Genomic DNA, 21,589 nt, shown 5'->3' on the forward strand with positions numbered 1-21,589 from the left:
ACCGGAGACATGTGGAGCATGTGATCGCTCGCATTGGCTTGCGCGCCACTTCATGCGAGAAAGTACGCGATGAAGATGATGAGGGAGTTGCCTTGACCATCGGGCTTGCGCATGCCGAATTGATTGCGGTTCTGACGGCTGTCACAGGCAGCGACCCAAGAGTAATGACGGTACGGTCGGGCGATGCCTTGCCGTCCGGCCCGTTCGAGCTTGGGCATCGCACGCTGCAAAGCGGATTGCGCGAATGGGTTCAGGAGCAGACGGCCCATCCGGTCGGCTATCTGGAGCAGCTCTACACGTTTGCCGATCGTGATCGAAACAACGAAATTCTCGGTGGGCGCACGATTTCCATCAGCTATCTGGGGCTTGTGCGAGAGCAGGCCGCACCCGGCGGCGGGATGCCGGGCTGGCACGGCTGGTATGAATATCTTCCCTGGGAAGATCATCGGAACGGCCGGCCGCGGGTTGTCGACGATATCGCCGCTCGTCTCGCGCTTTGGATCGGCGAGGATGCGATGCGGCGCGACCAGCGTCGTCGCCGCGTCGATTTTGACTTCGGGCTGAATGGTGCGGCATGGAACGAAGATCTCGTTCTGCAGCGCTATGAACTGCTCTACGAGGCGCGGCTCGTCGCCGAGGCGGGCTGCGACCTCAAGCACAATTTCGGCAGATCGATGTTTGCCGATCATCGCCGCATCCTCGCCACCGGCATGGCGCGGCTAAGAGCCAAGATCAAATATCGCCCCGTCGTCTTCGAGCTCATGCCCCAGAATTTCACGCTTCTGCAATTGCAGAAAACCGTGGAGGCCTTAGCGGGCCTGACCCTGCATAAGCAGAACTTCCGCCGATTGATCGAACAGCAGGACCTGGTGGAAGAAACCGGCGGCACCGAAAGCGAGACCGGCGGACGTCCCGCCAAGCTCTTCCGCTTCCGCCGCGCTATCCTCGAAGAACGCGAATTCGCCGGAACGAAATTACCACTCTCCCGCAATTGACATATGCTCATGCTGAGAATATCTAATTGCGTATGATATGCTCAAAGCGAGCATAATAAGGAGCCGGTCATGAATCTTCCCATATCCGCATCCTCCCTCTACGAGCGCGTGAGCCGCGTCATCCCCAAGGCCGAATGGCTGACGTTCCAGGATGATGTCGAGGCGATCCTCGAATTGAAGCGACGGCACAACGCCGTCATTCTCGCGCATAATTACCAGACGCCGGAAATCTTCCATGGTGTCGCCGATATCGTCGGCGACAGTCTCGCGCTTGCCCGCAAGGCCGTGGAAGTCGATGCAGACATCATCGTCCTTGCCGGCGTGCACTTCATGGCGGAGACCGCCAAGCTGCTGAATCCGGAAAAGACGGTTCTGATTCCCGATATGGAAGCCGGCTGCTCGCTGGCGGAATCGATCACGCCCGAGGACATCGCCTTGCTGCGCCAGGCCCATCCCGGCGTTCCGGTCGTCACCTATGTCAATACGTCGGCGGCGGTTAAGGCGGCGTCCGATATCTGCTGCACCTCGGGAAATGCCCGGCAGGTGGTGGAATCGCTCGGCGTGCCGAAAGTACTGATGCTCCCGGACGAGTATCTGGCGCGCAATGTGGCACGAGAAACCAATGTCGAGCTCATTGCCTGGCATGGGCACTGCGAGGTGCACGAACTCTTCACCGCAGACGATATCCGCCAGCTTCGCGAGAATTATCCCGGCGTGACGGTGCTTGCCCATCCGGAATGCCCGCCCGACGTCGTCGAGGCGGCAGACTTCGCCGGTTCGACCGCCGTCATGTCCGATTATGTCGGCAAGAAGCGTCCGTCGCGCGTCGTGCTTCTGACCGAATGTTCGATGAGCGACAATGTCGCCGTGCATCATCCGGATGTGGAGTTCATCCGTCCCTGCAATCTCTGCCCCCATATGAAGCGCATCACCCTCGGCAATATCCGCAAGGCATTGGAAGAGGGTCGGCATGAAGTGACCGTCGATCCGGCGATCGCCGCCGACGCCCGCCGCGCGGTGGAAAGGATGCTGGCGATATGAGCGAGATCCTCGAAGAATTAAGCGGCCGCATCGTCATCGTCGGTAGTGGCCTTGCCGGGCTGATGACCGCCCTGACATTGGCGCCCGAACCGACTGTGATCGTCACCCGCGCCTTGATCGGCGGCGAGACGTCGAGTGCCTGGGCGCAGGGCGGCATCGCCGCCAGTGTGGGGCAGGGTGATAGTACCGCCTTGCATCTTGCCGATACGCTCGCTGCTGGCGATGGGCTCTGCGACGCAAAGGTAGCAGCAAGGATCGTCGCGGAAGCGCCGGCTGCCATCGCCGCCCTGGAACGGGCAGGGGTCGAGTTTGATCGCAATGATGCTGGCGAATTGTCCCTCGGCCTGGAAGCTGCGCATTCGCTTCGACGTATCGTGCATTCCAAAGGCGATGGCTCGGGTGCTGCCATCGTCCGCGCGCTTGCCGAAGCGGTCACCCGCACGCCGTCGATCGCGGTGCTTGAAGGCTATCAGGCGCAACGCCTGTTGCTGGATGGGGACCGTGTCGCAGGTCTTTTGTGCCTGACCGACAAAGGCAGCGTCGTTCTGCCGTCTTCCCGCATCGTGCTTGCCACAGGCGGCATCGGCGGGCTGTTCGATGCCACGACCAATCCCGTCGGCAATTTCGGGCAGGGGATTGCACTTGCAGCAAGGGCCGGAGCACGGCTCGCCGACATGGAATTCGTGCAATTCCACCCGACGGCGCTCGATAGCCGCCGGCATCCTCTCGCGCTTGTCAGCGAAGCGGTTCGCGGCGAAGGCGCGCTTCTCGTCAATGAAAGCGGTGAGCGCTTCATGGCGCAGGTGGAGGGGGCCGAGCTTGCGCCGCGTGACGTCGTCGCGCGTGCCATCAGTGCGGAAATCGCCCGTGGCGGCCGAGTTTTCCTCGATGCGCGCGATGCCCTCGGCAATCGTTTTGCCGCACGCTTTCCGGTCATCGAGGCCCTTTGCCGCGAGGCAGGCGTCGATCCGGCGAGCGATCCCATTCCGGTGCGTCCAGCCGTTCACTATCATATGGGCGGCGTGGCGACCGACGAGGACGGTCGCAGTTCCGTCCCCGGCCTGTGGGTCGTGGGCGAGGCCGCTTCCACCGGCCTGCACGGGGCTAACCGCCTTGCCAGTAACTCGCTGCTGGAAGCGGCGGTCATGGGTATGCGGGCGGCGCGCGACATTGCGAACACGGATGCAAGCCCTGCAAGATTGCCACATGACCTCCCGGAGGCGATCGCGCCGGATCTGGCACTTGTCCGGCCGATCGTGTCGCGAAATCTCGGCGTGCTGCGCAATGCCGGCGCCATTCATGGTGCGATCGCGGCGCTGTTGCCTCTTTGCAAGAGTGAAGGCCCGGCAGCCGACCCCGCGCTGGTAGCATTGCTGATTGCCGTTTTCTCAAGCCTCAGAACGGAGTCGCGCGGCGCACATGCCCGCACCGATTTTCCACTCAAGATGCATCATGCGCAGCGCCGCATGATGCATCTGTCCGATGCTCTGGATATCGCCAGGTCCGTCATCCCCTTTTCCATGGCAAGGAGTGCCTGATATGACGCTTGCTCCCCTCCCGCGGCTGATCGTCGAACCTCTCGTCCGCAACGCGCTTGTCGAAGATCTCGGTCTTGCCGGCGACGTCACGTCAACGGCCGTCATCCCCGCAGAGCATCGGTCTCGTGTCGATATGGTGGCCCGCCAGCCGGGCGTCGTCGCCGGTCTTGATGCATCCGAACTTGCCTTCCAGCTGGTTGATCCCGGTATCGTCATGACCCGTCATCTGCCCGATGGTACCAAGGTCAGGGCAGGTGATGTGATCGCAACGATCGAAGGGTCTTCGCGCGGTCTGTTGACCGCCGAGCGTACCGCTTTGAACTTCCTCGGCCACCTCTCCGGCATCGCGTCTGTGACGGGCGGCATTGTCGAGGCGATCGCCGGCACGAAGGCATCGATCGTCTGCACGCGCAAGACGACGCCCGGTCTAAGAGCCCTGGAAAAGTACGCCGTGCGTGCCGGTGGCGGCATAAACCATCGCTTCGCGCTCTATGATGCGGTGCTCATCAAGGACAATCACGTCGCCATTGCCGGTGGCATTGCCGAAGCGATCCGCCGTGCCAAGGGCGGCGTGGGGCATATGGTCAAGATCGAAGTCGAGGTGGACACACTGGAGCAGCTTCGCGAAGCGATGCACCAAGGTGTCGATGCCGTGCTGCTCGACAACATGACGCCCGATCAATTGCGCGAGGCCGTCGATATCGTCGGAGGTCGCGCGATCACCGAGGCGTCGGGCCGCATTACGCCGGAAACTGCCGCTGCAATTGCTGCTTCCGGCGTCGATCTCATATCCGTCGGCTGGCTGACGCACAGTGCGCCGACACTCGATATCGGGCTGGATTGGAAGGCGGCGGCCTGAAGCAAAGTCCTTGCGCCTGCGGGTTGGCCATCACCTCGTCAACGCGCGGATTGCACGTCGGTCAATGCGAAGTCATCTCCGACATACAGCAGCGGCGCGGAATGCCGTTTGGCGAGGGCATAGGCGAAGCAATCACCGAAATTGAGGCCGCCTCGCGTGCCGAAACCCTTGCCGTATTCTAGACGGGCCTTCATCGCGGCACGCGCGAGACTTTCGTCAACCGAGGCGATCTCGACGCCGAATTCGACCAAAAACTCGTCGAGATCGGCAATCGCTTCGCTTCGGTCTCCGTCTTTAATCCTACCTGCCATGACCGTACCGGCTTCGACGTAGTTCACCGCCGATACAAGACGTGGGCTGTTCGTCTGAAGAGCCATCATGCAGTCAGGAGCTTCCACTTCTTCAAACATGATTGCGATGATGGCGGATGCATCAACGATTATCATCGGGGAAGATCTAACTCTTCAGATGTGTCGCCGACCGCTTCATCCCATTCCTGCTTCGTGACAGGACGGCGGTCGTAGCGGCCGGCGCGCTCGCGCACGAAAGCCTTCATACGGGCAACATAGTCGCCCTGCGCCTCCCGTTCGGCGCGCAGCCGTTCCAGCCGCTCGCGCATCGCTCGGGTAATGGCGTCGGTCATAGTCTCACCGGTGAGGCGGGACAACTCGCGCGCCAACCGATCCGCTTCTTCGGTTTTGATGCTCAATGCCATATTGTCTTCTTTCTAGACGAATGATCTAGATAGCATTCATGGATCGTCTCTTCAATGAAAAAGCCGCGCAATCAAGTGGGAACCATTTAAAGAATAGACTAAATTTCATACTACGACCGGTACCTGTGCGCCGTCCATGCTGATCACGACGCCGGTGACGTAACCCGCCTTGGCCGAGCTCAGGAAAGCGACGACATTGGCGATGTCGGCCGGATCGGCCATGCGGCCGATCGGGATGCGCTTTAAGGCATCGGCAAGGACTTCGTTCTCGGTCGAGCCGGTAGCCTTTGCCGCCGCCTTCAGGCCCTCAGCAACACGATCCGTTTCCGTGAGCCCGGGATTGAGGCCGACGACGCGCACGCCCCGGCCGGCATAGGCATTGGCGAGCCCGACGCTTGCGAGCATCAGGGCCGCATTGGCCGATCCGCCCGCCAGATGCACGGGTGAAGCGATCTTGCCGCCATTGCCGATGATGTTGATCACTGCGCCCGAACTGCGCGCGCCCATGCGCTTGATGACGGGATCGATCACGTTGATGTAGGAAAAATACTTCGCATCCATCGCAGCGCGCCAGATGGCTGGGGTCAGATCGTCTGCGGGCGTGCGCGCCGCAGCACCCGCGCTGTTGACGAGGATATCGATCGGGCCGAGTTCCGACTCGACCTTATTCACGACCGTGAGGGCCTGCTCGTCGGATATCAGGTCGGCGGCGTAGCCGCGTGCTCCGCGAAGCTTGGAAAGCGCCGTGTCGATATTGGCCTGCGAGCGTGAGCAGATTGCAACTCGTGCACCCTCCTGCAGGAAGAGTTCAGCGCAGGCATAGCCGATGCCCTTCGAGCCGCCTGTGATCAGAACGACTTTATCCTTGAGGCCAAGGTCCATCAGATGTCTCCGGGTGTGTTGCGAAAGTGCCCGCAAGCTACGTCCGGAAATCCGTGCCGTACAGATGTGCAGCCGTCACAGCTTGTTTACCGCGAACCGATGCGGCGAGCAGCTGCTTAGGAAAGCCGTTTGGCCTTCAGTACGGAAACGGCCGTCTCGCTGTTATGGACATAGTCGTTGGCATCGGGTTGCCGCTGCACCAGCAGAATGAAGAGCAGGTCGGTCAGCATCAGCTGCGCGTCGCGCGCGGTGATCGCCGAGGAGCGGACGCGATCTTCGTCGCCGACGGTGTGAAGGCAGATATCGGCGACGCGGGCGAGCGGATTGTCCTGCAGACCAGTCACAGCAATGACGGTCGCCTTGCGCTGGCTCGCCAGTTCTGCGATCCGCAGTGTCTCGATGCTGGCGCCGGAATAGGAAAGGGCAAAGAGCAGGTCGTCAGGACCGAGCGTCGATGCATTGGCCATCTGCACATGGCTGTCGCTGTCGTGCAGGACATTGCGGCCGAGTTTCATCAGTTTGTAGGAAAAATCGCGGGCGACCAGCGAGGAGGCGCCGACGCCGGCCAAATGGATGCGCCTGGCATCGTGAAGGGCTTCGAGCGCCTTGTCTATATCGCCTTCATTGTTGACCGAGATCGTCTGCTGCATGGCTTGCAGCTTGCTGCCCAGCAGTTTCTGCAGGATGGTGAGGTAGCCGTCGCCCACCTCGATCGTGCCGTGGATCATGCCGACCGGTGCGGGCCACTCCTGGGCCTTCGCCTCACTGACGGCAAGCTTCAATTCCTGATAGCCGGCATAGCCGAGCTTCTGGCTGAACTTGACGACGCTCGATTGGCTGCGCCCGGTTTCGATTGCGAGAGCCGCCGATGAGAGGCGGAGCATCTGGTCAGGTTTGTCGACGATGAATTGCCCGATCTGGCGATCTGCGGGTGCCATGGTTTCGAGCTGCGCGCTGATTTTCTTCAAGATAGACATTTGGTCCTTTTGGGGTCCCCTCGAGTCTTCGCGGCCGATACACGCATCATCACGAGCACATGGAAAATAGCATTTGGGTGAAGCTGGGCAACCATGCTTCGCGCGATGAGAGACTATCACAGGGAATTGGAATAAAAAATTCCAATGATCGTTGACAGCATGGAATGATCGAATAATCTTCTGCGGGAAACGGATGGCGAAATCTCCGGCATTTCGCATCATGCCTCAACGGGTTTCTGATCATGGACAGACTTCGCATCTACGGCGGCAAAAGGTTGCAGGGTGCCGTGACGATTTCGGGTGCCAAGAATGCCGCCTTGCCGCAGATCGCAGCGGCACTTTTGAGCCCTCATCCGCTGGAGCTCACCAACCTGCCTTTGGTGAGCGATGTCGAGAACATGCTCGGTGTCATTGCTCTTCATGGCGCGCAGATCACACGAACGGCGCAGGGCATCACGATCGATCCGAGCGCCATCGTCTCGAGGGAAACCTCTTACGATACGGTTCGGCGCATGCGGGCGACGGTTCTGGTGCTGGCGCCGCTGCTTGCCCGTTTCGGTCATGCACGCGTTTCTCTTCCGGGCGGCTGCGCCATCGGCGCCCGGCCCGTGGATATGCATATCAAGGCGCTCGCGACCCTCGGCGCGGATATCGCCATCGAAAACGGTTTGATCGTCGCACAGACTCCCAACGGGCTGAAGGGTGCGCGCATCGTGCTCAGCTCCCCGTCGGTCGGCGCAACGGAAACAGTGATGATGGCGGCCTGCGCCGCCACGGGCGAGACGGAGATTTTGAACGCGGCGCGCGAGCCGGAGGTCGCTGACCTTGCCGCCTGCCTCAGCGCCATGGGCGCGCGGATCGAAGGGGCAGGTACACACCGCATCCTGATCAATGGTGAGACCAGCTGGCGCCCAGCCAAACACCACGGCATTCCCGATCGTATCGAGGCCGGCACCTATGCCGTGGCGGCTGCAATCACCGGCGGACGGCTTGAGCTTATTCACGCCCGGTTGGAAAACCTTGCCTCGGTTGTGCAGGCGCTGGAAGGCATGGGCGTCAGCGTCTGGCCGAGCGATCGCGGCCTTGTCGTTTCGAGAGATGGACCGCTCAAGGGCGCCGATATCACCACCGAACCTTATCCGGGTTTTCCGACGGATCTCCAAGCACAATTCATGGCGCTTGCTTGCTGTGCGGAGGGTGCGTCGCTGATCCGCGAGACGGTCTTCGAAAATCGCTTCATGCATGTGCCCGAGCTCATTCGGCTTGGGGCGAACATCACCCTACAGGGGACGACGGCTCTTGTGCGTGGCGGCACACCGCTCAAAGGGGCGCAGGTGATGGCGACGGACCTTCGCGCTTCGGTCTCGCTGGTGCTGGCAGCGCTTGTTTCGCAAGGCGAGACCATCGTCAATCGCGTCTATCATCTCGACCGCGGCTACGAGCAGCTCGATCGCAAGCTTCGCCTTTGCGGCGCGGATATCGAACGGCTGACGTCATGATCGCTGTGGCAAAAGGCTCCCCTTATTTCCTCGGTGTCGATGGCGGCGGCACCGGCTGCCGTGCCCGCATCGAGGATGCCGTCGGCGCGGTGCTGGGGCAGGGACTATCCGGTCCGGCGACGACGCGGCTTGGCATAGACGAGGCATGGGCTTCCATCACCCGGGCCTCCGATGCCGCAATCGAAGAGGCGGGTCTGAGTGCCGCCGATATCGGCCGCATTCATGCGGGCATTGGTTTGGCGGGCATTGGCCGCAAGGGAGCATTGGCGGCTCTCAAAGCCATAGCGCATCCCTTCGCCAGTATCGATTTTGTCAGCGATGGCGAGGGGGCCTGCCTCGGCGCTCATTCCGGCCGCGACGGAGCGATCGTCATCGCCGGCACTGGGTCCATCGGGTTAGGTCTTGTGGAGGGGCGACAGTTACGGGTCGGCGGCTACGGCTTTCCGATCTCCGACGAGGGCAGCGGTGCCTATCTCGGGCTGAAGGCGGTGCAGCTTGCTTTGCGCGCCCATGATGGTCGCGAGCAGAAGACGGCATTGCTGAGCGAGATCATGCAGCGGTTCCAGAACGATCCGATGGAGGCAGTCGCCTGGATGGATCGCGCATCGGCGACGGACTACGCGACATTCGCACCGATGGTTCTGCGTCATGCAGATCAGGGCGATGCCGTGGCGCGGCGCATCGTCCAGAGTGCCGCCGGACATATCGATACTTTGATCCGTACTCTTTTCGAAAAAGGGGCGCCGCGCGTCTGCCTACTTGGCGGACTTGCAAGCCCGCTCGAGCCGTGGCTTGCGCCGGATGTGCGCCGCAGCCTCAAACCCATCGACGGCGATGCCGTCTCGGGTGCCATCATCCTTGCCAGAAGGGCGATTTGCCAACACTGACCGGCGGCTTTTTTGCCATCGGGTTTTCGCATGTTCAAAGTGGAATATTTTATTCCTTTTCTGATTGACGAGAGGAATAATCGGACATAATGTTAACGAAAGTAAACAGGGAGTGGGTGCTGAACGAGGCCGAAAAGGCACGGCTGCACCGTGACTGATTTCAGTCTTTCGCTTTGTTGAAAACCGAACTTCGCGGAGGCAGGCCCGGCGTCTCATCGGCCGGACTTGCCGCCCTGACCTATCGATATCGAAGCCTCATTTCGAGAACAGGCCCATGACAGAGCAGAAGTTGATATCCGAGCTGGAGCAGTTGGTTTCCGAAGGCCGCAATCCGAATACGATGCATATCGATCTGCTGCCGACCTTCGATCTCCTGCGCGAGATCAATTATGAGGATCAGACGGTACCGATCGCCGTCGAGAAGGTTATTCCGGCCATCGCCGCCGCCGTCAATCAGATCGTCGCCGCCTTCCAGAAGGAAGGCCGGCTGATTTACATGGGGGCAGGCACGAGCGGCCGTCTCGGCGTTCTCGATGCGTCCGAGTGCCCGCCTACCTTCAGCGTGCCATCGAACATGGTGGTTGGTCTGATCGCGGGCGGTCCCGATGCGCTGCGGAGTTCGATCGAAGGTGCAGAAGACGATCCGGAGCAGGGGCGCCGGGCGCTGGAAGAGATCAATCTGACCAAGGTCGATGTCGTCGTCGGCATCGCCGTCAGCGGCCGCACGCCTTATGTCATTGGCGGCTTGAACTATGCCAAGAGCATCGGTGCCTTCACCGTTGCGCTGTCATGCAATCCCAATTCCATCATTGCCGGTATCGCCGATCTGGCGATCTCACCGGTCGTCGGCCCGGAAATTCTGACCGGCTCGACCCGCCTGAAATCCGGTACGGCGCAGAAGCTCATCCTCAACATGCTGACGACGGCGAGCATGATCCGCATCGGCAAAAGCTATCAGAATCTGATGGTTGACGTCAGCGCCAGCAACAAGAAGCTGGTGGCGCGCGCCGCGCGCATCGTCATGCAGGCGACCGGTTGCTCGCAACAGGAAGCGCGCCGAGTGCTCGACTTGACCGGCAACGACGTCAAGCTCGCCATTCTCATGGAAATAACCGGAATGGGCATTGAAGAAGCCCGCGTGGCATTGCAAAACGCTGATGGATTCCTGCGCAAGGCCATCAATGCGAAGAGTACTTAAAAGGACGTCGCGGCGAGCCGCGACGGCAATCAATTGGCCAAAATCGGCCGGGGACATTTGAAAAAGTCGGAGGGATAGGAATGCAAGCGCATTTTGTAGGGAAGTTGATTTCGGGGGTGGTACTGGCGGCAGGCTTTGGCATGGCGGCGGTCGCAATGCCAGCGCAGGCGGCAACGCTGCGCATGGCATGGTCGCAGGACGCGACCGGCCTCGATCCACATAAACAGACTGCCTTCTCCTCCATCCGTTTGCTGGAATTGATCTACGAGCCGCTCGTTCGTCTCGATGGCAATCTGCAGATCGTACCCGGCGTCGCCGAGAGCTGGCAGTTCTCGCCCGATGGCAAGCAGCTGACCTTCAAGCTTAAAGCCAAGGGCAAGTTCCAGAACGGGGCGCCCGTCACTTCGGCTGATGTGAAGGCTTCCTTCCAGCGTATTCTCGACCAAGCGACCGGTGCGGTCGCCCGCGCCAACTTCCTGTCCATCGCCAGCATCGACACGCCCGATGCCACGACCGTGGTCTTCAACCTCTCGCAGCCCGACGTTCCGCTTCTGACGGCCATGACCAGCCTCAACGCCGCTGTCGTGCCGGCGAGCGAAATTACCGCCGGCACCATTGGCACCAAGGCGATCGGCTCCGGCCCGTTCAAGCTCGACAGCTGGGTTCCGAACTCCAAGGAAGTGCTGAGCGCCAATAAGGACTGGGCAGGCGGGACGATCGGCGTCGACGGCATCAATATCAGCGTATTGCCTGACGAAACGGCGATCCTCGCTTCGTTGCGCACCGGCCAGACCGATTTCGCGCTTCTGAACGATCCGCTCGTGGCAACGCTGGTGCCCAAGGAGCCGAAGCTGCAGCTCACCCGCACGCCGGTGCTGTCCTATAATGTCCTTCAGCTCAATCCTTCCCGCAAGCCGATGGACCAGCTTGCCGTGCGCCAGGCGATCTCCTGCGCCATCGACCGCAAGGACGTGATGGATACGGCAGCGCTCGGCGAAGGCAAGGTGACCGGGCCGTTGACGATGCCGCTTTATGCAACCGACCCGAGCCAGCTCTTCTGCTATAAGCGCGACGTTGCCAAGGCGAAAAAGCTGATGGCCGATGCCGGCTTTGCCAATGGCTTTTCGGCGACCGTGATCGCCGCCACCGGCGAACCGCCGACCGCGACGGCTGAAGCGCAAGTCATCCAGTCGCAGCTCGCCGAAATCGGCATCAAGCTCGATATCAAGGTGATGGAACTTAACGTCTATGTCGACACCTGGCTGAAGGGCAATTTCGACATGGCGGTTGCGCTCAATGGCGGCAGTGCCGATCCCTATTCCATGTATAACCGCTACTGGACGAAGACCGGCAACCTGCAGAAGGTCGCCAACTATATCGACGATACGCTCGACAGCCTGATGCAGAAGGGCCGCGCCGAAACCGATCCGACCAAGCGCAAGGCGATCTTTGCCGAATTCGAAAAGCATATCGCCGAAGTCTCGCCCTGGATCTGGCTCTACACGGCTTATGGCTATACCGCCGAGCAGAAGAACGTCGAGGGCTTTGTCCCGACGCCGACCGGTTCGCTGTTTGGTCTGAGCAAGGTCTCGATCAAGTAACGGCTACCTAGACCTAGAGCATTTCCGTTTCAAACGGAGTCACGGGAATGCTCTATCTCTTTGTTTTCACGCAATTCCTGGCGCAAAGCTGCTTCGCATGTTTGCTGGAATTGCTCTAGAGGAATTGCAATGTCATATCTGACGCGCCGGCTGATGACATTCCCGCTGATCATGCTGGGCGTGTCCATCTTCGTCTTCGTCGCCATCCGGCTGGTGCCGGGCGATGCGATTACGGCGATGCTCGGAACCAATGCGGGCCTGTTGACGCCGGAGCAGCGGCAGGCCCTTGCTGCCTATTTCGGCATCGATCAGTCCTGGCCCATCCAATACTGGCATTGGTTGCTGGGGATATTCCAGGGCAATCTCGGCATATCGGTTACTTACGGCAAGCCGGTGCTCGATATCATCCTGGAGCGCTTTCCACTGACGCTCGAGCTTGCGTTGCTTTCCATGGTGATCGCGCTTGCCATCGGCCTGCCGGCGGGCGTGTTTGCCGCTACACGAAACGAAAAACTGTCCGATCTTGCCGTGCGCATCGTTGCCATGATCGGGCAATCCACGCCGAATTTCGTTCTCGGTCTTCTGCTGATCTATGCCTTGTCCGCCGGTTTTGGCGTGCTGCCGACCATGGGTGCCTTCACGCCCCTCTGGCAGAATCCGCTTGAGAATCTCGGCCAGATGATCCTGCCGGCACTGACATTGGGCTTTGCCTTTGCGGCTTCCGTGACGCGTGTCGTGCGCTCCGCCATGCTTGACGTCTTGAGCGATGATTACGTTCGCACGGCCCGCAGCCGCGGTGTGCCGGCGCGGGGCGTTATTTGGCGGCATGCCTTGCCGAATGCGCTGATCCCGGTGGTGACGCTGAGCGGCGTCGAGTTCGGCTACCTGCTCGGCGGTGCCGTGCTCGTCGAGCAGATCTATGCTCTGCCGGGCCTCGGACGCATGGTGCTCGACGCCATTCTGCAGCGCGACTATGCGCTGGTGCAGGGCAGCGTGCTGTTCATTGCGTTCAACTTCATGATCGTCAACCTGCTCGTCGATCTCGCTTATGTCGCGCTCGATCCGCGCGTCCGTCTGGGAGAAGGCTGATGCGGATCGTCAAGGCTATTTTCGGACATATGAGTGGCCGGATCGGCGGCATCATCGTCCTCATCTATGTCGTGCTTGCCATTCTCGGCATGCTGGGCGTGACCCCGCATGATCCCTTGATGCAGAACCGGATCGACCGCCTGCATGCGCCGAGCCTCACCTATTGGATGGGCACCGACCTCTTCGGCCGCGATGTCGCGAGCCGGTTGATGAAGGGCATCGGTGAATCCTTCGTCGTCGCCTTCTTTTCCGTTGCCGCAGCAACCTTGGTCGGCACCGTGCTCGGCCTGACTGCGGCTTGGTCCGGCAAGCGTTGGGACGGCGTGATCATGCGCACTATGGATGTGCTGCTGGCCTTCCCGGCGATCCTGCTTGCGCTTTTGATCATCGCGATCGTCGGGCCAGGCACCTGGACCAGCGTCGCTGCGATCGCGATCGTCTATACGCCGATCTTTACCCGCGTCGTGCGCGGTCCGGCCCTTTCGCTGAAGGGACGCGATTTTGTTGATGCGGCTCGCACTTTCGGCAGCAGCCGCTTCTACATCCTGACGCGGCATCTCCTGCTCAATCTCGTTGCGCCGTTGACGGTGCAGGTGACGCTGGCGCTCGCCTGGTCGCTGCTGACGGAGGCAGGTTTGAGCTTCCTCGGCCTGGGAACGCAGCCGCCGGCCTCCTCATTGGGCCTGATGCTGAGTGACAGCCGCAATCTCATGGAAACGGCGCCCTGGCTGCTGATTTTCCCCGGCGTGACCATCATGATCTCTATTCTCGGCTTCAACCTGCTCGGTGACGCGCTGCGCGATATTCTCGATCCTAAAATGCGGAGGGCGACGATATGAGCCCTCTGCTGTCAGTCTCGGATCTGCGCGTCGGTTTTGGCCGCAATCCGCAGGCCAATCCCATCGTTCGCGGCGTCAGTTTCGATCTCGAAGCCGGCGAGACGCTGGCGATCGTCGGTGAGAGCGGTTCGGGCAAATCCGTTACCGCGCTCTCGATCAATCGCCTCGTCGATTTCGGCGGCGGTCGCATTATCGGCGGATCGATCCGGCTGAAACGTGCCGATAACAGCATCATCGACCTCACCGAGGCCAGCGAAGCGGAGCTGACGAAGATCCGTGGCGCCGAAATCGGCATGATCTTCCAGGAACCGATGACCTCGCTCAATCCGGTCCTGACCATCGGCTCGCAGATCGAGGAATCGTTTAGGCTGCATCGTGGGCTGACGGGCAGGCAGGCAAAGGCCGCCGCCAAGGACGCCTTGGATCGCGTGCGCATTCCCGATGCTGCACGCCGTCTGACCTATTGCCCGAACCAACTCTCCGGCGGCATGCTTCAGCGCGTGATGATCGCGACGGCACTCGCCTGCAATCCGCGCCTGCTGATTGCCGACGAGCCGACGACGGCGCTCGATGTTACCGTCCAGGCGCAGATCATGGCGCTGCTCGCCGAGCTGAAGCGTGAGACCGGCATGTCGATGATTTTCATCACGCACGACATCGGTCTTGTCGCCGGCATTGCCGACAAGGTAATGGTGATGCAGGCCGGCCAGGCGGTCGAGCAAGGCGAGCTCAATCAGATGCTCGATCAGCCAACGCATCCCTACACCCAGCATCTCTTGCATTCCGTCCCGCATTTCGCCGCAGGAAAGGCCGCGCGCACGGATTTCCAAAGTGACGAGGCGCGGGCCAAGCCTGCATTGAAAGTGGATGGCTTGACCGTCCGCTTCCCGGTCAGGGGCAGCTTTCTGCACCGCGCGACTGGTACGGTCCATGCCGTCGAAGGGGTGGGCTTCGACCTGATGCCCAGCGAGACGCTGGCGATCGTCGGCGAGAGCGGTTCGGGCAAATCCACCACTGCGCGGGCAATCCTCGGGCTGGTCAAGTCGACCCGCGGCACGTTTACGACCAATGCCGGCAAGGCTGCCGATCGCACCAGTGCCGTGCAGATGGTTTTCCAGAACCCCTATGCCTCGCTTAACCCGAGACTACGCGTCGACAACATTCTTGCCGAACCGGTGATCGCCGCAAGTGGCCGCATTTCGGCCGAAACGCGCGAACGAATGGCCATGCTGCTGAAGCGCGTTGGATTGCCGGAAAATGCCCTTGAACGCTATCCGCACGAATTTTCAGGCGGCCAGCGGCAAAGACTGTGCATTGCCCGTGCCCTGATGCTGAACCCGTCCGTGCTCGTGCTTGACGAAGCGGTGTCCGCACTCGACGTTTCCGTTCAGGCGCAGGTTCTGGAATTGCTGATCGAGCTTCAGCGCGAATACGGGCTTGCCTATCTCTTCATCTCGCATGACATGGCCGTCGTGGAGCGGATCGCCCATCGCATCGCCGTGATCTATGCCGGGCAGATCGTCGAGATCGGCGATGCGGCCTCGATCTTGTCGCAGCCCAAGCATTCCTATACCAGGCAGCTGATTTCGGCAGTTCCGACGATGGCCCGGCGAAAGGAAAACTTTACGCTCGATACGCGGCAGGTTCCTTCGCTGGTGCGGCCGATCGGCTTTGAGCCGGCTGCGCCGGAATGGCGCCGGTTCGCGCCGGATCACATGGCTCTGGCGGAAGCCTGAGCAACCGGCAAAGAGGCGAGATATGGCTGGGGGGCGCATGCAATTTGAAGAACGTTTCGATCGAGCTTTCGCACCGCTTAAGCAGGCCGTAGCGACCGCTCGCATTCCGGGCGGCGTCCTCGGTATGGTCGATCTCGGCGGCAACCGGCTCGTGCGCGCCATCGGTTCGGCACAGAAGATCCCGAACGTCAGGGCGATGGAGGTCGACACGTGGTTCGATCTCGCGTCGCTCACCAAGGTCATTTTCACCACGCCGCGCATCCTTGCGCAGGCCGAGGCCGGCACCATCGATCTCGATGCACCATTGACGACGCTTCTGCCCGATCTGCGGCAGTACAGTGCCGAGGCCTGGGAGCGAAAGGTGACCTTTCGCCAATGCCTCGTGCATCAGACACCTTTTCCGGCGGTCGAACCGATCTACACCTATGGCCGCGATCCGGATCTCCTGCGCGCCTTCATCCTGCAGCGCGAGTGGCAGGCCGGTCCGCCCGTCTATTCCGACATCAACTTCATCCTGCTGGGCTTTGCACTCGAGCGTCTGAGCGGGCAGACGATCCGTGCCATGGATCCCGGGCCGGGCTTTGCCTTTTCCGCCGCGCCCGATCAGGCAGCGGCGACCGAAGACTGCACCTGGCGCCATCGCATCCTGTCGGGCGAAGTTCATGACGACAATTGCTCGGCATTGCAGGGTGCCGGTCATGCCGGGCTTTTCGGAACGGCGGCGGCAGTTCTCGATTTCGCCAAAGGCCTGCTCGATGGCACCAGGGCATCAGCGCATTCGATCGCGCTGATGCGGACACCGCTTTCCGCCACACGCACGCATGGCTGGGAGCGGCCCTTTGACGGCTGGCATGGCGGTACCCTGTGTTCGCCGGGAACCATCGGCCATACCGGATTTACTGGCACGGCTCTATGGATCGACTTCGACAAGGGCAGGGCCTGGACCCTGCTCACCAACCGCATTCATCCGACACGCCACTTCGACAGCGGCATCCTGGCGCTTCGTCAGACTGTCGGCGATCTTGTCAACGCAGCATAGGAGCCTGACCATGGAACCAATCTGGGCAGTCGGTCTGATGACCGGAACCGTCCTCGACGGCAATATCGATGTCGCCATGCTGAAAACGGACGGCGAGCGGATCGAGGAATTTGGCCCCTATGTTCTCGCTCCCTATCCCGGCTGGATCCGGGCTCTGCTGGAGGAGACGCTGCGACAGGCGCGGGTCTGGAATTTCGAAGGCCCCGAGCCGGCGATCTTCAAGGAAGCAGAACAGGCTTTGACGCGCGCCCAGTCAGAGGCGGTCAGGGAACTGGTGGAAAGCCAGGGAATGACCATGGCCGACATCGGCGTCGTCGGCTTTCATGGCCAAACCGTGCTGCATCGCGCACCGCAAAAGGATCGGCTGGGGCAGACGCGCCAGCTTGGCGACGGCGAGTTGATGCACTCCATCCTCGGCACCAAGGTCGCCTATGATTTCCGCTCTGCCGACATGCGCGCTGGCGGCCAGGGTGCGCCACTCGCCGCCGCCTATCACACCGCCCTGTTGCGCGGCGCGGGTTCTGCTGGCGAGACCGCCATTCTCAATCTCGGCGGCGTCGCCAATATTACCTGGTGGGATGGTGAGGGCAATTTCGTTGCTTTCGATACCGGACCGGCCAATGCGCCGCTCAACGACTTCATCAAATCTCGTGGCCTCGGCGAAATGGATCGCGACGGCGCGCTCGGACGGGCGGGGAAGGTCGATGAGGCGAGGCTCGCGCGGCTACTGCAGCATCCCTATCTCACAGCACCCTATCCGAAGTCACTGGACCGTTTCGATTTCGGCGCCTCGATGGCCGATGGTCTCAGCCCGGAAGATGGCGCCGCGACGCTTTCGGCCTTCACGGCAGGCGCTGTCGGCAAGGCGCTCGATCTTTTGCCACGCCGGCCGAAGAAGGTCGTCGTCAGCGGCGGCGGTCGCCACAATCCGACGATCATGTCGATGCTGCAAAGCCGTGCCGGCGTTGAGCCGATTTTTGCTGAAACGCTGGGCTGGCGCGGCGACGCCGTCGAAGCGGAGTGCTTTGCATTTCTGGCGGTGCGGGTGTTGCGAGGCTTGCCGATCAGCTTCCCCGGCACGACAGGTGCGCCGGCGCCGATGCGCGGCGGACGTCTTGCCGAATAAGGAGGCACCCGTTTGATATAGGCGCGTCGCGCCGTCACAGGTTCTCGCGGCAGTCCAACGATGCTATGAAGAGATCGCAATTGGCGATCGGACGATCTTGGACGGGTATCGCACGGATGGCAGGCAAGCGGTATTGGACAAGGGCTGTCGGCGGCGTGGTCGCCTTGGTCATGTCGTGTTTTGTTACGGTCTCTGCCTTTCTCCCGGCGAATGCGCAACCGGAATGGAGCGTTGCGCCGTCGGCCTGCATCTCTGGCCCCATGATCACGGATACGGGCCAAACCCTTTGCCTTCGCAAAGACAGCTATAACCGCGACCTCTGCGCGGCCATCGATTATTTCGCTCATGCCAATCATCTGCCACCGGATTATCTGGCCCGGCTGGTCTGGCGCGAAAGCCTGTTTCGCTCCGATGCCGTCAGTCCCAAGGGAGCGCGGGGCATCGCGCAGTTCATGCCTGGGACGGCAAGGCTGCGTGGCGTTCGCGATAGCTACGATGCGCTTGAAGCGCTCGGCAAGGCGGCCACTTATCTCGACGAGCTGCGTAACCGCTTCGGCAATCTCGGGCTGGCGGCGGCCGCCTATAATGCCGGCGAGGGCGGCCTCGCGAATTTCTTGAATTCCGGCGATCTTCCCTATGAAACGCGCAGCTACGTCAGTGCGATCACCGCGCATACGGTCGAAGAATGGCGGGATGGGCCGCCTGATCTTGTCGCGCCCGCCTTGGACAAGAACAGGCCTTTCATTCCATCCTGCGTGGCTCTTGCAGAAAGCCGGCGGCTGAAGCCGATTCCCTTCGAGCAGGAGCGGCCCTGGGCACCTTGGGGTGCGCAATTGGCCGAGCATTTTCAGGTCGATGCCGCTCGCCGTTTGTTTGCGGCCAATGTTCGGAAGCTTCCCTCGCCTTTGAACGCGGAAAAGCCTTTGATCGTGCGCCAGCGCAACGCCGATTTCGGCCGGCGCATCCGCTTTGCAGCCCGCATCGGCCGGCAGACGCGCGCCGAGGCCGATGCCGTTTGCACCCAGGTTCGGCAGCAGGGCGGCACTTGCCTGGTGTTCAAAAATTGAGCTTTGCCGATCTTCCGGGCAGATTGCAGATAGGTCGCCAGCATGTAGCGACTGTCCGATCGTCTGCTGATGGATTGTGCTTTACTCCCTTCTGAGGCGCGCCTATTCGTTAAGGCTAGGCCGTTGGGTAACCACAGGAGCGTATGATGGCGCAAAAGCGTGAAGTCCCTGGTATCCGTCCCTACAACAGTCCCGCCGGCGGCTGGGGAGCGTTGAAGGCCACTGCCAATGCCGTGCGCGAGCAGATGGACATTACCGAGGCGCCCGGTCTTCTTTTCCGCACCAACAAGCCGGCCGGCTTCGATTGCCCCGGCTGCGCGTGGCCCGATAAAGAGCATACCTCGACTTTCCAATTCTGCGAAAACGGCGCCAAGGCCGTCACCTGGGAAGCGACGAACAAGCGCGTGACGCCGGAATTCTTCGCCGAACACACCGTTAGCGAGCTCCTGACATGGAGCGATTACGAGCTGGAGAACTCCGGCCGGTTGACCCATCCGATGGTTTATGACCACGCAACCGACACCTATCGGCCTGTTGCCTGGGAGGACGCTTTTGCCCGCATCGGCGAGGTCATGCGCAGCATGCCGGATCCGGATATGGTCGAGTTCTATACATCGGGTCGCGCTTCCAACGAAGCGGCGTTTCTCTTCCAGATCTTCGCGCGAGAATACGGCACCAACAATTTCCCTGATTGCTCGAACATGTGCCACGAGGCGACCAGCGTCGGCCTGCCGCAGTCGATCGGCATCGGCAAGGGCACGGTATCGCTCGACGACTTCGACGAATGCGATCTGATAATCTCGATGGGGCACAACCCCGGCACCAATCATCCGCGGATGATGGGCACGCTGCACGAATGTTCCCGCCGCGGCGTGCCGATCATCGTGTTCAATCCTTTGAAGGAGCGTGCACTCGAGCGTTTCGCGGATCCGCAGAATCCGATCGAAATGGGAACCTTCGGATCGACCCGGATTGCCTCCTCCTACTATCAGGTCAAGATCGGCGGCGATGCGGCGGCGCTCAAGGGCATCATGAAAGCCGTTCTGGCGCTTGCCGAGACCTCGGAAGATGTGCTCGATCATGCCTTCATCGCCGAACACACCACCGGCTTCGATGCTCTCGTCGATGACATCAATCAGACCGAATGGGCCGACATCGAGCGGGTTTCGGGCCTTGCCCGCGCCGATCTGGAGCGGGTCGCCGCGATCTATGCCAAATCCAAGGCGACGATCATCGCTTATGGCATGGGCATCACCCAGCACGCGAAGGGGACGGCCAATGTGCAGCAGATCGCCAATCTTCTGCTGTTGCGCGGCAATTTCGGCAAGCCGGGCGCCGGCATCTGCCCGCTGCGCGGACATTCCAATGTGCAGGGTAATCGCACGGTCGGGATTACGGAGAAGCCAAATGCCGCGCTGATCGAAGGTGTCGAGCGCGCCTTCGGTTTCAAGTCGCCGGTCCATCATGGCCACGATGCTGTTGCTGCCATGCAGGCCATGGCGGAAGGCCGCTCCAAGGTGCTGCTTTGCCTCGGCGGCAATTTCTCGATCGCGCTTCCTGATCCGGAACTGTGCGCCGAGGGCATGCGCAAGCTCGATCTTGCCGTCCATATGAACACCAAGCTCAATCGCTCCAACTTGCTCATCGGCAAGGAGTCTTTCTTGTTCCCCGTGCTCGGCCGTACCGAGCAGGACATTCAGACAACCGGTGCGCAGTCGGTGACGATCGAGGATTCGATGTCGATGGTGCATGCCTCGCGCGGCCGGCTGAAACCGGCTTCGGACGAGCTGCGCTCCGAGCCGGCCATCGTTGCCGCCATGGCGCAGGCCGCTTTGCCGGACAGCAATGTTTCTTGGACGGAGCTCGTGGCCGACTACGATCTCATCCGCGACAAGATCGAAATCGTCTTTCCCGATTTTGCCGATTACAACGAGCGCATCCGCGTGCCGGGCGGCTTTCGCCTGCCGCTTGGGCCGACGGAGCGTGTCTGGAATACGCCCTCGGGCAAGGCCGAGTTCAAGCTGTTTTCCGGGCTTAACGAGGATATCCTGCTTTCGGATAACAGCATCCTCAAGCTTGCGACGATCCGCAGCCACGATCAGTACAATACGACGATCTACGGTTTGGACGACCGCTATCGCGGCGTCTTTGGCCGTCGTGACGTCCTGTTCATGAACGACAGGGACCTGCGAGCCAACGGATTGGAGCATGGCGATCTCGTCGAGATCGAAACGGCGCTGCCCTCAGGCGCCAAGCGTTTGCTGCAGCTGACGGCGATTTCCTACGACATCTCAGAGGGATCCGTCGCTGCCTACTACCCAGAGGCCAATTGCCTGATCCCGATCGATTACCAGGACAAGGAAAGCGGCACGCCTTCCTATAAGTCCATCCCGGTGCGCATCAGCAAGGCGGCGTGATATTTTCGACACGAATGTCGTCACGGAGATATTTGAAAAGCCACCGGCCGGGACAATGTTTGCCCGGCCGGTATGCATTTCGAG

The 21,589-nt window shown here is 61.1% G+C and carries 19 protein-coding genes; 15 read left to right on the forward strand and 4 right to left on the reverse strand.

Translation table 11 applies throughout. The annotated features are described in order from the left end of the window. The first annotated feature begins 92 nt into the window (after positions 1-92). From QD409_RS03850 to nadC, 4 genes are all read left to right on the forward strand, one after another. A complete protein-coding gene (locus QD409_RS03850; RefSeq protein ID WP_092847447.1) occupies positions 93-995 on the forward strand; it encodes an NUDIX hydrolase in 903 nt (300 codons plus the stop codon). Positions 996-1,064: 69 nt separating this feature from the next. Further along, complete coding sequence (nadA, locus tag QD409_RS03855) at positions 1,065-2,036, forward strand: quinolinate synthase NadA (protein WP_092847372.1); 972 nt, start codon at positions 1,065-1,067, stop codon at positions 2,034-2,036. Beyond that, positions 2,033-3,574 carry an L-aspartate oxidase gene (locus QD409_RS03860; protein ID WP_092847370.1) on the forward strand — a complete coding sequence of 514 codons (1,542 nt, stop codon included), beginning with the start codon at positions 2,033-2,035 and terminating at the stop codon, positions 3,572-3,574. The genes nadA and QD409_RS03860 overlap by 4 nt, the downstream gene beginning before the upstream one ends. 1 nt (position 3,575) lies before the next feature. Further along, positions 3,576-4,433 carry a carboxylating nicotinate-nucleotide diphosphorylase gene (nadC, locus tag QD409_RS03865; protein ID WP_092847368.1) on the forward strand — a complete coding sequence of 286 codons (858 nt, stop codon included), beginning with the start codon at positions 3,576-3,578 and terminating at the stop codon, positions 4,431-4,433. A gap of 38 nt (positions 4,434-4,471) precedes the next feature. Here nadC and QD409_RS03870 read toward each other — a convergent pair whose 3' ends face one another. From QD409_RS03870 to QD409_RS03885, 4 genes are all read right to left on the reverse strand, one after another. After that, complete coding sequence (locus QD409_RS03870; protein WP_092847366.1) at positions 4,472-4,879, reverse strand: type II toxin-antitoxin system VapC family toxin; 408 nt, start codon at positions 4,877-4,879, stop codon at positions 4,472-4,474. Next, on the reverse strand, positions 4,876-5,148 hold the full coding sequence (locus QD409_RS03875; protein WP_092847364.1) for a type II toxin-antitoxin system VapB family antitoxin: 273 nt from the start codon (positions 5,146-5,148) through the stop codon (positions 4,876-4,878). Before QD409_RS03875 ends, QD409_RS03870 begins: the two co-directional genes overlap by 4 nt. A gap of 105 nt (positions 5,149-5,253) precedes the next feature. Next, on the reverse strand, positions 5,254-6,030 hold the full coding sequence (locus QD409_RS03880; protein WP_092847362.1) for an SDR family oxidoreductase: 777 nt from the start codon (positions 6,028-6,030) through the stop codon (positions 5,254-5,256). A 116-nt stretch (positions 6,031-6,146) separates the two neighbouring features. Continuing rightward, a complete protein-coding gene (locus QD409_RS03885) occupies positions 6,147-7,007 on the reverse strand; it encodes a MurR/RpiR family transcriptional regulator (protein ID WP_092847360.1) in 861 nt (286 codons plus the stop codon). Between the two features lie 242 nt (positions 7,008-7,249). Here QD409_RS03885 and murA point away from each other — a divergent pair, with 242 nt between their 5' ends. The 11 genes from murA to QD409_RS03940 all read left to right on the forward strand — a co-directional run bounded on the left by murA (position 7,250) and on the right by QD409_RS03940 (position 21,505). Further along, entirely contained in the window at positions 7,250-8,506 is a 1,257-nt protein-coding gene (gene murA / locus QD409_RS03890) for a UDP-N-acetylglucosamine 1-carboxyvinyltransferase (protein WP_092847358.1), read from the forward strand. Further along, on the forward strand, positions 8,503-9,393 hold the full coding sequence (locus QD409_RS03895) for an N-acetylglucosamine kinase (protein ID WP_092847356.1): 891 nt from the start codon (positions 8,503-8,505) through the stop codon (positions 9,391-9,393). Before murA ends, QD409_RS03895 begins: the two co-directional genes overlap by 4 nt. A gap of 274 nt (positions 9,394-9,667) precedes the next feature. Continuing rightward, positions 9,668-10,591 (forward strand): N-acetylmuramic acid 6-phosphate etherase, encoded by a 924-nt coding sequence (murQ, locus tag QD409_RS03900; protein ID WP_092847354.1) that lies wholly within the window; start codon positions 9,668-9,670, stop codon positions 10,589-10,591. Positions 10,592-10,671: 80 nt separating this feature from the next. Further along, positions 10,672-12,192 (forward strand): ABC transporter substrate-binding protein, encoded by a 1,521-nt coding sequence (locus tag QD409_RS03905; RefSeq protein ID WP_092847352.1) that lies wholly within the window; start codon positions 10,672-10,674, stop codon positions 12,190-12,192. 129 nt (positions 12,193-12,321) lie between these two features. Continuing rightward, positions 12,322-13,281: an ABC transporter permease gene (locus QD409_RS03910; RefSeq protein ID WP_092847350.1), complete on the forward strand. Its 960-nt coding sequence runs from the start codon at positions 12,322-12,324 to the stop codon at positions 13,279-13,281. Further along, positions 13,281-14,120 (forward strand): ABC transporter permease, encoded by an 840-nt coding sequence (locus QD409_RS03915; protein WP_092847348.1) that lies wholly within the window; start codon positions 13,281-13,283, stop codon positions 14,118-14,120. Before QD409_RS03910 ends, QD409_RS03915 begins: the two co-directional genes overlap by 1 nt. Then, positions 14,117-15,856, forward strand: coding sequence for an ABC transporter ATP-binding protein (locus tag QD409_RS03920; protein WP_092847346.1), 1,740 nt, complete (start codon positions 14,117-14,119; stop codon positions 15,854-15,856). Before QD409_RS03915 ends, QD409_RS03920 begins: the two co-directional genes overlap by 4 nt. A 37-nt stretch (positions 15,857-15,893) precedes the next feature. After that, positions 15,894-16,895, forward strand: coding sequence for a serine hydrolase domain-containing protein (locus tag QD409_RS03925; protein ID WP_425348529.1), 1,002 nt, complete (start codon positions 15,894-15,896; stop codon positions 16,893-16,895). Positions 16,896-16,905: 10 nt separating this feature from the next. Beyond that, on the forward strand, positions 16,906-18,021 hold the full coding sequence (locus tag QD409_RS03930) for an anhydro-N-acetylmuramic acid kinase (protein ID WP_092847342.1): 1,116 nt from the start codon (positions 16,906-16,908) through the stop codon (positions 18,019-18,021). Positions 18,022-18,137: 116 nt separating this feature from the next. Beyond that, positions 18,138-19,088: a lytic transglycosylase domain-containing protein gene (locus tag QD409_RS03935; protein ID WP_092847338.1), complete on the forward strand. Its 951-nt coding sequence runs from the start codon at positions 18,138-18,140 to the stop codon at positions 19,086-19,088. 146 nt (positions 19,089-19,234) lie between these two features. After that, complete coding sequence (locus QD409_RS03940) at positions 19,235-21,505, forward strand: FdhF/YdeP family oxidoreductase (RefSeq protein ID WP_092847336.1); 2,271 nt, start codon at positions 19,235-19,237, stop codon at positions 21,503-21,505. Positions 21,506-21,589 lie beyond the last annotated feature (84 nt).

Source organism: Rhizobium sp. BR 315, assembly GCF_050577975.1.
In the GTDB taxonomy this organism is placed as follows: Bacteria; Pseudomonadota; Alphaproteobacteria; order Rhizobiales; family Rhizobiaceae; genus Rhizobium; species Rhizobium miluonense.